This window comes from Bradyrhizobium jicamae, from assembly GCF_001440395.1.
Taxonomy (GTDB): domain Bacteria; phylum Pseudomonadota; class Alphaproteobacteria; order Rhizobiales; family Xanthobacteraceae; genus Bradyrhizobium; species Bradyrhizobium jicamae.
The window spans coordinates 17,242-27,158 of record NZ_LLXZ01000034.1 but is presented as its reverse complement, the minus strand read 5'-3'; the positions used below and the strand labels follow the sequence as shown (position 1 = coordinate 27,158).

Below are 9,917 nucleotides of genomic sequence, written 5' to 3'. Positions count from 1 at the left end.
CAGGCCGGCGGCGCGTTCGGCCGCCAGGACGCAGGCGCGGCAGCCGCTGCCCATCGCCCCAACGGCTTCCTCGCTGACCGCCGGCATCACGCCGAGCGTGGCGCGGGCGCTGCTGTACCAGGCCCCGGCCGGCCAGACCGAGACGACCATCGACCGCAGCCAGTTCGACAACCGACCGGCATTCTCCGTGGCCGACGTGCTGCGCGAGAGCCCCGGCATCTCGGTGAAGCAGGGTAACGGCCCCCGCGATATCGGCATCTCGATTCGCGGCTCCAATGCACGCAACGGCTTTGGCATCCGCAATCTCGTGATCTTCGAGGACGGCTTTCCGGTCACCCAGCCGGACGGGCTTTCCCGCAGCGACCTGATCGATCCCAAGGCCTATGCCGCGATCGACGTCATCCGGGGGCCGTCGTCGGCGCTCTACGGCAACTATGCGACCGGCGGCGCGCTCAATTTCCGCCTCCGCCCGGGCCGCACCATCGACGGGGTCGAATACGGCGTCGAAGGCGGCAGCTTCGGCTACCTCAACAACTATCTCGCCGCCGGCAAGAAGGTCGGCAATTTCGAGTACTCGCTGTTTACGAGCGACGCGCGCGGCGACGGATTTATCGGCAATAGCTGGTTCAACACCCAGACGGTGAATTTCCTCGGCACGTTGCACGCCACGCCCGACGACCGTTTCACAGTAAAATTCATCAATAACAACCTCGATACAAGGCTGCCGCTCCGCCAGACGCTGACCCAGTATTATCAAAATCCGTTCCAGCAGGGCTGCACGACGGGCGGGAATCTCGCGCTTGGATGCCCGACGGTGTCGTTGTTCAACAATGGCTTTAACGGCTTAACAACACCGCAGACCGCTACTGAGGCTGGCCTTGGCCGCTTCGACCGGCGGACCATCGTCGGCGGGCGATGGGAGCATGATTTCGACAACACCACGACCTGGCGAAATCAATTCGTGTTTGACGATCGGAATATCAGTCAGCCGACCGGCACCACCAGCGCGATCGGCGATTTTCCGTCGTACAATTACATGAGCGACATCACCAAGCGCGGCGAAATATTCGGTCTGGAGTCTACGGCCTATTTCGGCGCCTTCTACAACACGCTCACCGCGTCGAGTGACAGCCGCAACGTGATGCCGGGCGGTAATGCGAAGCTCGGCCTGCTGCAGAGCAATACCTGGAGCTCTACCAGCAATTACGGCGTTCGCGCACGTGAAGAGCTCAAGCTCGCTCCGAATCTGACGGCGATCGCCGGCATCGGATGGGAGACGACGGTTCTGAAGGGGATCAATACTTCCTATCGCTATCCCACAACTGACGTCCCGATCGCGGTTCCAGGGGTGCCGATCATCGCCGATCGACAGTTTCAGAACACCGCGCCCGAACTGGCGCTGCTCTACAAGCTCAATCCCGAATGGCTTTTCCGCGCGCGTGTCGCCACCGGATACGGCACGCCGCAGGTAGGCAACCTCTTCATCCTCTCAGACGGCACCAACGGTAACAATACGCAGCTAAGGACGCAGAAGAACATCGGCTACGACCTCGGCTTTGACTGGACGCCGAACAGCACGCTGAAATTTAGCGCGACAGGTTTCTATGAATTCTTCAAAGACGAACTGGTGAGCCAGGCGACACAGGTATCCGGCGTCAGTTACATGTTCAACGCGCCGCGCTCCGAGCATCGCGGGGTGGAACTCGCCGCTGACTGGAAGTTCTATCCCGGCTGGCGCTTCACCGCGGCCTACACCTATCTCGAACAATACTACACCGAGTATACCGAAGACATCCGAAGCCCCGGCGGAGGCGGCACCGTCTTCAGCTTCAACCGCGCAGGCAACAAGATCCCCGGCATCTCGCCGCACGAGCTCACGGCGCGGCTTGGTTATGAACAGATGTGGGGGCCGCTGGCCGGCCTCGGGGCGTTTGTCGAGGTCCAGTGGAAGGATTCCTTCTACATGGACAACGCCAATCTGCAGAAGGCGCCGGGATACGAACTGGTCAATCTCAACGTCCACTACAAGACGGACCTCATCTCCGATTATTTCAAGTCGTTGAATGTCTACTTCGAGGTCAGGAACGTGTTCGACCGGACCTATGTGGCTTCTGCGAACAATATCGGAAACACGGTTACGGCGGGTGGCCTCCAGGGTCTCAGCGGCACCGGCTCGATCTACGCCGGTTCGCCGCGCGCCTTCTTCGCCGGCATGAAGCTGGCGTTCAAATGAGAAGGGGTAAAGTCATGCTGCGAATGAGCCTGCTCGCGACGCTCGCTTTCTCGCTTTGCCAAACTCCAGTGCAAGCGCAGATGAGTCACCACCAGCATGCCTCGGAAGCGGCGTGCGAGGAAACAGCCCTGCGCTGCGCTTCGAAAGTCGCGCCGGCCTTCGCGTCGGATGGCACGCTGTGGCTCGCCTTCATGGCAGGCGGCCACATCTCGGTGGCGAGTTCGAAGGATGAGGGGCGCAGCTTTTCAACGCCGGTTCAGGTGACCCGCGAAAAGCTCACGCTCGATTGGGGGCCGGACGCGCGTCCCCAGATCGTCATCGACAAGAACGGCGGCATCGCGCTGGCGTTTTCGCGCTTCAGGGACAAGGCTTTTAATGGCCAGGTGCTGACCACAAGGTCGGCCGATGGCGGCCAAAGCTTTGCCGAGCCGCAGCCGATCACAGCAAGTAACGAGAGCCAGCGCTTCGTGGCGCTCGGTCTCGATGCGGATGGTTCGGTGTTCGCGGCCTGGATCGACAAGCGCAACCGGGTGCCCGCGCAACAGGAGGGCAAGAAGTACGAAGGCGCTGGGCTGTTCTTCGCCTCATCGAAGGACGGCGGCGCGACCTATTCCGAGACGCGGCTGGCGGCCGACAACACCTGCGAATGCTGCCGGATTGGTCTGGCGTTCGCTAGCCCCGGCCATCCCGTGGTGGTGTTCAGGAACATCTTCGAGGGCGGCGTGCGGGATCATGCGGTCATGACGTTCGCCGACCCGGCGTCGCCAGGCGAAGTTCGCCGTGTCAGCAACGACGATTGGCAGATCGCCGCGTGCCCGCATCATGGTCCCAGTCTTTCGGTCTCGCCCGCCGGCACGTACCACGCGACCTGGTACACCAACGGCAAGGCCCGCAAGGGACTGTTCTATGCCCGCTCGCAGGACGAGGGTCGCACCTTCTCCGATCCGCTTCCGCTCGGCCGCGCCAACCGCAATCCGACGCGGCCCTACGTGCTGGCCGGCCCGCACGGCGCCACCATGGTCTGGAAGGAGTTCGACGGTGAGAAGACCGCAGTCAACGCGATGACCTCGCATGACGAGGGCAAGAGCTGGTCGAAGCCGGTCGCGATCGCCACGACAACGGATACCTCCGACCACCCGCTGCTGGTCAGCAACGGGCACAAGACCTTCCTTTCCTGGATGACCAAGGCCGACGGCTATCGCCTTCTGCCGATCGGAGACGGATCATGAAGCGCCTGCTGCTCGCCGCCATATTCCTCCTTGCCTGCCTGGGCGCGGCGCCCGGTGCGGAGACTCCGCCCGATCTCAAGCCGTTCGTGCGCGGAAGCTGGCAGGACATGCGGCGCGCGCACGCCGGACGTCCGACGCTGGTGCATTTCTGGGGCGTCACCTGCGGTCCCTGCAAGGTCGAACTGCCGCTGCTTGGGCAATTCATGAAGGATCATTCCGAGGTCGACGTCGTGATGATCAGCGCCGATCTGGTCCCGAATCTGGCCGGACCAACCCGGGCGATGCTGCAGAAGTCGGGGCTCGCGTCGGCGGAAAACTGGATCTTCAGCGACGGCTTTGTCGAACGCCTCCGGTTCGAGATCGACCCGGCCTGGCAGGGGGATATTCCGCGCACGCTGCTGATCGGGCGGGACGGAGCCGTCACCACGATCGAGGGGTCGGCGGAAATACCGGACCTCGAAAAATGGTTGACTCAGCAACAAACCGCGGTGAGATGAGAAACGTGGATAGTTGGCGGTACCGCTACTCGGACGCCCTGGGGGGAACATGCGACGGCGACTGGAAGTCTTCATTCCAATCGTGCTGCTCTCGATCATGGTGCAGTTGCTGGCGCCGATCGGGGCATTTCGTGCTGTCGCACAAGCCGTCTCCGATCCGCTCTATATGGCGACGATCTGCTCCGGCATGGCGTCCTCGGAGGACGCCTCACAGACCACGACCCCGAAGGCGCCGCACGGCGCCAATTGCTGCGGGTTCTGCAGCGTCGGCCACGGCGGCGCCGTAGCGGTCGAGCCGCCCCCGTTGATCTTTGTCGTCCTGCAGCGGCAATTCCAGCTTGTCGCGTGGCTGGAAGCTGCGGACCATGTGCCGCCGGCGCGCGCCGGCTCGCATGCGCAGGCGCGAGCGCCACCGTCCTTTTCCTGACCTCGCTTGATCTCGTCAACGGTGCGGCCGAGGCCGCGCCGTACGTTCAAATTGAGAAAGCCGGCCAAAGAGCTGGCGTCAGGATCATCCTATGTTTCGTCTTGCATCACCGGTCGGGCTTGTGCGCGGCACATTGCTGGCGTCGGCCGCCATGTTCGTTTCACCATCTGGCGCCGAGGCGCAGACCGAGCGATCACAACTTCCGCCGGTGACGGTCACCGCACCGGAACAGAAACGCGCCGCGAGCGTCCGTCCGCAGCGCAACGCGGCGCGGTCGGCCCGCGCCGTCCGGCAGGTGCAAGCTCCGGCACCGCAGAGCGCAGGCCAAGGGCAGGGTGGCCGCGGTGCGCTCGCCGTGCTCAGCGCGCAACAGGCCTTGACCGAGATCAACAACACGCCGGGCGGTGTCGCGATCGTGCCGGCCGAGGCCTACAAGAATTCGACTGTCGCCAACACCATCAAGGACATCCTGGATTACGTGCCGGGCGTGTTCGCGCAGCCGAAATGGGGCGACGACACCAGGTTGTCGATCCGCGGTTCCGGCCTGTCGCGCAACTTCCATCTGCGCGGCGTGCAGCTCTACATGGACGGTATTCCGATCAACACTGCCGACGGCTACGGCGATTTTCAGCAGATCGACCCCACCGCCTATAAATATGTCGAGGTCTGGAAGGGCGCCAATGCGCTGCAGTTCGGCGCGAACTCGCTTGGCGGCGCCATCAATTTCGTGATTCCAACCGGCCGCGATCCGTGGCCGAACGGCGTGTCGGCCGATATGGGCGCATTCGGATTCAAACGGCTGCAGGCCAATGCCGGCGGCGCAAACGGACCATGGGACGGTTTCGTCACCGCGTCGACCCAGGCCTCGGATGGCTTCAGGAACCACAGTTCCGGCAGCAGCACCCGCGTCAGCGGCAATGTCGGCTATCAATTCTCACCGGATGCCGAAACGCGGTTCTATTTCAACGCCAATGAGATTCGCCAGCGCATCCCCGGCACCGTCACCAAGCAATCGGCCTTGACCGATCCCCAGGCTGCAGCGCCGGCAAACGTTGCGCTGGACCAGCAGCGCAACCTCAACACCGTCATGCTTGCCAACAAGACGACAATCCGGCTGGACGACACCAAGATCGAGTTCGGCATGTTTGGCGTCGACCGCCATTTGATGCACCCGATCTTCCAGTGGCTCGACTACCGCTACAGGGATTATGGCGCCTTCGCCAAGGTCACCGACGACCGCATCATCGGCGGCTACCGCAACCGCCTTGTCGCCGGCGTCAACATCCTGAACGGGAGCATCGACAATCAGCAATTCGCCAATCTCGGCGGCCAGAAGGGTCCATTGCTGTCCTCGTCAGTCGACAGCTCGAAGAACACCTCCTTCTATATCGAAGACAGCTTCTACTTCCTGCCCAACGTTGCCGTGATCGCCGGCACGCAATTCCTCTACGCTACCCGCAACCGGCAGGACCGCTTTCTCAGCAATGGCGATCAGTCGGGGGCGACCGAGTTCAACATCTGGTCGCCGAAGACGGGTCTGCTCTGGAATGTCGATCCGACGTGGCAGGTCTTCGCCAACATCTCGCGAAGCGCCGAGGTGCCGAGTTTTGGCGAAAGCGCGAATGTGCCGGGGGTCGCGGTCATTCCCTTCACTGACATCCGACCACAGACCGCCACCACCTATGAGATCGGAACGCGGATGAAACGGCCTGATTACGCTTGGGAGCTCACCGCCTATCGCGCCAATATCCGCAACGAACTACAATGCCTCTACAGTGCATTCGGCAATTGCAATGTCACCAACGCCGACCGCACCATTCACCAGGGCATCGAAGCGGGCGCGGGCGCGGCGATTTTCCAAGGCATTTTCAACAACGGCCCGTCGCCAGACAAGCTCTGGCTGAACCTGGCGTATACATTCAACGATTTCCGCTTCGACAACGATCCAACCTTCGGCAACAACCTGTTGCCCGGCGCGCCGCGTCATTATCTTCGGGCCGAGCTGCTCTACAAGCATCCGACCGGATTCTATGCCGGTCCCAATGTCGAATGGGTGCCTGAATCCTACTTCGTCGACAGCGCCAACACACTGAGGACGTCAGCCTATGCGCTGTTGGGAATGAAGGCCGGTTTCGACAATGGCGGACCGGTGTCGGCCTATATCGAAGGGCGCAATCTCTTCAACAAGGCCTATATCTCCAGCGCCAGCATCATCAATCAGGCGACTGCGACCTCACCCTTGTTCGAACCGGGCAATGGACGGGCAGTTTATGCCGGCATCAAGTACCGATGGTGAGGAGGAACGCTATGTATCGCCGACATCTCTTCGCTCTGTGGACTCGCAAGGCGCGCAAGGAATCGTCATCGTTGCGGCTCGCATTCGCAGTTTTATTTTCTCTAAACTTCGTTGCGACGGGGCCGACTCTCGCTGCGAGCGACAGCGACAGTTTCTTCACGCGTCTTCACACCGAAAAAGCGATGGCAAACGTCACGGTCTCGCCGGCGCGTGCCGGGCCCGTCGAGATCGCCATCCAGTTGGAGACGGTCGACGAACTGCCGCTGACGGCAAAGGCGGTTTCGGTAACGCTCCGGGATGCGCAATCGGGAGGCGGTACCCAGACATTTCAGGCCACGCGCGGCAGCGACGATCAGTGGTATGTCCGGACCTCGATGAACGCGCCCGGGCGCTGGATGCTCGGCCTCGGTATTTCGCTTTCGGAAACCGACAGCGTCAATATCGAGTCGCCGATCTTGATCAAATGATCGAGAGACGATACCGGGCGCCCGAGATAATTTGCCGGTTCCCGGCGTAAGATTGGACTGCAACGGATTTGGAATCAGAGGTCGATCATGAAGAACATTACGCGCAGGCTATCCTATCTCGTTATGCTGTTTGCACTGTCAGGCGGGCTTGCGAACGCCCAGGGGGTGAAGGCCGGTGACATCGTCATCACGCAGGCCTGGAGCCGCGCGACGCCGGCCGGAGCCAAGGTTGCAGGCGGTTATCTCACCATCGAGAACAAGGGGACCGCGCCGGATCGCCTGATCAGCGGTTCCGGCGATATCGCCGGCAAGCTCGAGATCCACGAGATGGCCATGAACAATGGCGTCATGACCATGCGCGCGCTCGACAAGGGGCTTTCGATCGAGCCCGGCAAGACCGTCAAGCTCGCGCCGGGCGGCAACCATCTGATGCTGATGGACCTCAAGCAGCCGTTCAAGGAAGGCGACAAGGTGCCGGTCACGCTTCAATTCGAGAAGGCGGGCAAGGTGACGCTCTCGCTCGACGTGCAGAGCGTCGGTGCAAAAGGTCCCGCAGGCGCAGACAAGAAGTAGGAGATATTGATGCGGAACGGTGCTTTGGTCGCGATCATCCTGGCTGCGTTATCGGCGTCTTCGGCGTCGGCGCATGTCACCCTCGAGCGACGGCAGGCGCCGATCGGCTCGTACTACAAGGCGGTGTTTGCGGTGCCGCACGGCTGTTCGGGATCGCCGACCGTCAAGCTGCGGGTGCAGGTGCCGGAAGGGGTGATCGGCATCAAGCCGATGCCCAAGCCGGGCTGGACCGTCGAGACGGTCAAGGGCAAGTACGCCACCGAGTATGAGTTTCATGGCGGGAAAATATCCGAAGGCGTCAAGGAAGTGGTGTGGAGCGGCGGCAAGCTCGCCGACGACAATTTCGATGAGTTCGTCTTCTCCAGCTATCTCACCTCCAGCCTGAAGCCGGATACCACGCTGTATTTCCCTGTCGTGCAGGAATGCGAGCAGGGCGTCAGCCGCTGGATCGATGTTCCGGCCGAAGGCCAGACCGGTCATGGGCATGACAGCAAGACGCCGGCACCGGGCATCAAGCTGATCGCAAAACCGTAAAGCCATCCCGATGGCGCGCGTGCTCGCCAGTCTTGCCGCGCTGCTGTCGGCTCTCTGCGTTGCAAGTGCCGCGTGGGCGCATGCGACGCTGGTCTCTTCGGAGCCGGTGGACGGCAGCGTGCTGGCGCAGCCGCCGAAGATGGTGCAGTTGCACTTCAACGAAGGCGTCACGCCCGCGGTGGTCGGCATCGTCGACGCCGCCGGCAAAACGCGCGACGTCGCTACGCGCGCAGTTGGTCAATCGGTCCTGATCGTTCTGCCTGATAACCTGCCGCAGGGCACGCAGATCGTCAGCTACCGCGTGGTCTCGCAGGACGGTCATCCCGTGGCGGGATCGCTGGTGTTCTCGATCGGCGCGGTGACGGGCGCCGCGCCGCCGGCGAAGACAGGTCCGCTGCCGGTGCTGATCTGGCTGGCGCGGATCGGGGTCTATCTCGGGCTGTTCGTCGGCTTCGGCGGCGCGTTCTTTGCGACGTGGATCGGGCAGGGCCCGAGCGGATCGACGGTCAGCCGCGGCGCGCTCGCCGTCGGTCTCGTCAGTGCAACGGCTTCGCTCGGCCTGCAAGGGCTCGATCTCCTCGACCTGCCGCTTGGCGACATCGTGACGACGGCGCCGTGGACCAGCGCGCTTGCGACTTCGCTCGGGCCGTCGCTGTTGATTGCGATCGTCGCTATGGCCATCGCCTGGGTCGCATGGCAAAGTCCCGGCATCCTGATTTCCCGCGTCCTGATTACGCTCGCCATCGTGGGCGTCGGACTGTCGCTGGCAGCCAGCGGGCACGCATCCAGCGCATCACCGCAATGGCTGACGCGACCATCGGTGTTGTTGCACGGCGTCGCCGCGGCCTACTGGATCGGCGCGCTGGCGCCGCTGGCCGCCATGGCGCATCGGCGCCATCACGATCTGCCGCGCGTGCTGACGGTTCTCGGCCATCGCGATTGCGATGGTCGCTCTACTGGCGCTGAGCGGGCTGGTGCTTGCGATCATCCAGCTTGGAAGCCTGCGCGCGCTGACCGACACCCAGTATGGCGTTATTCTCTCGATCAAGCTGGCGCTGGTGATCCTGCTGCTGGGGCTTGCGGCGCTGAACCGGTTTCTCTTCACGCCCGCCGTGGTCGCGGATGACGCCAACACGCGGCCCCTGCTGAGGTCGATCCTGCTGGAATGCGTGCTCGTTGTTTGCATTCTTGCCGTGGTCGCCGGCTGGCGCTTCACGCCGCCACCACGTGCATCGGTTGTATCAGCCGCAGCGCCGCTCTCGGTCCATATCCATACCGATGCCGCGATGTTTCAGGTGCTGGTCTCGCCGGGCAAGGTCGGCGCCAACGACTTCGTGCTGCAGTTGATGACGGGCGACGCCGCGCTGCTGCCGGCCAAGGAGGCGACGCTGATCCTGAGCCTGCCGGAGCGTGGCATCGAGCCGATGGAGCGTCGCGCGGCGCTTGGGCCGGACGGCTATTGGCACGTGCGCGGCGTGCCGTTGCCGGTGCCCGGCCGCTGGAAGATGCAGATTGACGCGCTGATCACCGATTTCCAGAAGATCACGCTGAGGGATGAGTTGGAGGTGCGGTGATTTGGGGGCTTGCGTAGTTTTGTAGGGTGGGCAAAGCGAAGCGTGCCCACCATTTCCAGTTTGATCCGCTGATGGATGGTGGGCATG

The 9,917-nt window shown here is 62.8% G+C and carries 9 protein-coding genes and 1 pseudogene; all 10 read left to right on the top strand.

The window, feature by feature from the left end:
- On the top strand, nucleotides 1-2,233 hold a 2,233-nt coding region (locus tag CQ12_RS05915; RefSeq protein ID WP_057834415.1), incomplete at its 5' end, for a TonB-dependent receptor family protein.
- A 14-nt stretch (nucleotides 2,234-2,247) separates the two neighbouring features.
- Nucleotides 2,248-3,462 (top strand): sialidase family protein, encoded by a 1,215-nt coding sequence (locus CQ12_RS05910; protein ID WP_057834414.1) that lies wholly within the window; start codon nucleotides 2,248-2,250, stop codon nucleotides 3,460-3,462.
- Nucleotides 3,459-3,959, top strand: a complete 501-nt coding sequence (locus CQ12_RS05905; protein ID WP_057834413.1) for a TlpA family protein disulfide reductase — start codon at nucleotides 3,459-3,461, stop codon at nucleotides 3,957-3,959. Before CQ12_RS05910 ends, CQ12_RS05905 begins: the two co-directional genes overlap by 4 nt.
- Nucleotides 3,960-4,008: 49 nt before the next feature.
- On the top strand, nucleotides 4,009-4,386 hold the full coding sequence (locus CQ12_RS05900) for a DUF2946 domain-containing protein (protein ID WP_057834412.1): 378 nt from the start codon (nucleotides 4,009-4,011) through the stop codon (nucleotides 4,384-4,386).
- Between the two features lie 91 nt (nucleotides 4,387-4,477).
- Complete coding sequence (locus CQ12_RS05895) at nucleotides 4,478-6,682, top strand: TonB-dependent receptor family protein (RefSeq protein WP_057834411.1); 2,205 nt, start codon at nucleotides 4,478-4,480, stop codon at nucleotides 6,680-6,682.
- Nucleotides 6,683-6,864: 182 nt separating this feature from the next.
- Nucleotides 6,865-7,149 carry a hypothetical protein gene (locus CQ12_RS46040; RefSeq protein ID WP_245309754.1) on the top strand — a complete coding sequence of 95 codons (285 nt, stop codon included), beginning with the start codon at nucleotides 6,865-6,867 and terminating at the stop codon, nucleotides 7,147-7,149.
- Between the two features lie 123 nt (nucleotides 7,150-7,272).
- The gene (locus CQ12_RS05885; RefSeq protein ID WP_245309755.1) at nucleotides 7,273-7,722 is read left to right on the top strand and encodes a copper chaperone PCu(A)C; all 450 of its coding nucleotides are present in this window, start codon (nucleotides 7,273-7,275) and stop codon (nucleotides 7,720-7,722) included.
- 9 nt (nucleotides 7,723-7,731) lie between these two features.
- Nucleotides 7,732-8,256 (top strand): YcnI family copper-binding membrane protein, encoded by a 525-nt coding sequence (locus tag CQ12_RS05880; RefSeq protein WP_057834408.1) that lies wholly within the window; start codon nucleotides 7,732-7,734, stop codon nucleotides 8,254-8,256.
- A gap of 10 nt (nucleotides 8,257-8,266) precedes the next feature.
- Nucleotides 8,267-8,986 (top strand): annotated as a pseudogene (locus CQ12_RS47900) (copper resistance CopC family protein); the annotation flags it as partial.
- A 214-nt stretch (nucleotides 8,987-9,200) separates the two neighbouring features.
- Nucleotides 9,201-9,830, top strand: coding sequence for a copper resistance D family protein (locus CQ12_RS46030; protein WP_245309753.1), 630 nt, complete (start codon nucleotides 9,201-9,203; stop codon nucleotides 9,828-9,830).
- The last annotated feature ends 87 nt before the right edge of the window (nucleotides 9,831-9,917 follow it).

Coding starts and splice junctions, on each gene's coding strand:
- CQ12_RS05910 (WP_057834414.1), top strand. CDS start 2,248: ATGCTGCGAATGAGCCTGCTCGCGACGCTCGCTTTCTCGCTTTGCCAA.
- CQ12_RS05905 (WP_057834413.1), top strand. CDS start 3,459: ATGAAGCGCCTGCTGCTCGCCGCCATATTCCTCCTTGCCTGCCTGGGC.
- CQ12_RS05900 (WP_057834412.1), top strand. CDS start 4,009: ATGCGACGGCGACTGGAAGTCTTCATTCCAATCGTGCTGCTCTCGATC.
- CQ12_RS05895 (WP_057834411.1), top strand. CDS start 4,478: ATGTTTCGTCTTGCATCACCGGTCGGGCTTGTGCGCGGCACATTGCTG.
- CQ12_RS46040 (WP_245309754.1), top strand. CDS start 6,865: ATGGCAAACGTCACGGTCTCGCCGGCGCGTGCCGGGCCCGTCGAGATC.
- CQ12_RS05885 (WP_245309755.1), top strand. CDS start 7,273: ATGCTGTTTGCACTGTCAGGCGGGCTTGCGAACGCCCAGGGGGTGAAG.
- CQ12_RS05880 (WP_057834408.1), top strand. CDS start 7,732: ATGCGGAACGGTGCTTTGGTCGCGATCATCCTGGCTGCGTTATCGGCG.
- CQ12_RS46030 (WP_245309753.1), top strand. CDS start 9,201: ATGGTCGCTCTACTGGCGCTGAGCGGGCTGGTGCTTGCGATCATCCAG.